Origin of the sequence: Micromonospora thermarum (assembly GCF_012034245.1) — a bacterium.
Taxonomy (GTDB): Bacteria; Actinomycetota; Actinomycetes; order Mycobacteriales; family Micromonosporaceae; genus Micromonospora; species Micromonospora thermarum.
Genome location: NZ_JAATEO010000099.1, coordinates 1 through 911 on the forward strand (window position 1 = coordinate 1; position 911 = coordinate 911).

The window sequence follows — 911 nt, forward strand, 5'->3', positions numbered from 1 at the left end:
CATTCGGGATCTGGACCTGTTGCGGCCGATCTACGCGCAGACCGCGGCGTACGGGCACTTCGGTCGGGAGTTGCCCGACTTCACGTGGGAGAGCACCGACCGCGCCGCCGACCTCAAGAGCGCGGCAAGCTGATGGGCTGGTTCCGGCGCGTCGTGTCCGAGGTGGGGCTCGGACTGAGCCTGTTCGGGGCGTCGGTCGCCGGGATCGACCCCCGCGAGATCATCCGGCAGCACCGGCGGCGGCATGCCCAGCCGCAGTCGGGCGACGGCGGCCCGGTCCCGGCGCCGTCTGCCGCGGACGCGGCCGATCAGACGTCCGCCGGCCACCCGCTGCCCGGCCATCCGGAACGTCTCGTCCCGCACCAGCCGCTCACCGACGAGGAGCGGCGGCTCTGGTCCCAACTGCGCTGACCCAACCCCCGACTGAGGAGCGTGACCATGCCGGAGGCCCTGGTTCGTACGGCCGGCGATTTCAAGGTGGCGGATCTGTCGCTTGCCGAGTTTGGGCGTAAGGAGATCCGGCTCGCGGAGCACGAGATGCCCGGCCTGATGGCGATCCGTCGTGAGTTCGCCGAGGCGCAGCCTTTGGCGGGTGCGCGGATTACGGGTTCGTTGCATATGACGATTCAGACTGCGGTGTTGATCGAGACGTTGGTGGCGTTGGGTGCGCGGGTGCGGTGGGCGTCGTGCAACATCTTCTCCACGCAGGACCATGCGGCTGCGGCGGTGGTGGTGGGTCCGGACGGGACGCCGGAGGCTCCGGCGGGTGTGCCGGTGTATGCGTGGAAGGGTGAGAGCCTGCAGGAGTACTGGTGGTGTACCGAGCAGGTGCTCGCGTGGCCGGATGGTGAGGGTCCGAACATGATCCTTGACGATGGTGGGGACGCGACGTTGTTGGTGCACAAGGGTGC

The 911-nt window shown here is 68.9% G+C and carries 3 protein-coding genes; all 3 read left to right on the forward strand.

Annotated features, from left to right (window positions below; all coding sequences use genetic code 11):
• On the forward strand, positions 1-133 hold a 133-nt coding region (locus HCJ94_RS29365), incomplete at its 5' end, for a methionine adenosyltransferase domain-containing protein (RefSeq protein WP_168004244.1).
• Positions 133-411, forward strand: a complete 279-nt coding sequence (locus tag HCJ94_RS29370; RefSeq protein WP_168004245.1) for a DUF6059 family protein — start codon at positions 133-135, stop codon at positions 409-411. The genes HCJ94_RS29365 and HCJ94_RS29370, both read left to right, overlap by 1 nt.
• Before the next feature lie 27 nt (positions 412-438).
• Positions 439-911 (forward strand): adenosylhomocysteinase (locus HCJ94_RS29375; protein ID WP_168004246.1); only part of this gene is annotated, 473 nt, incomplete at its 3' end.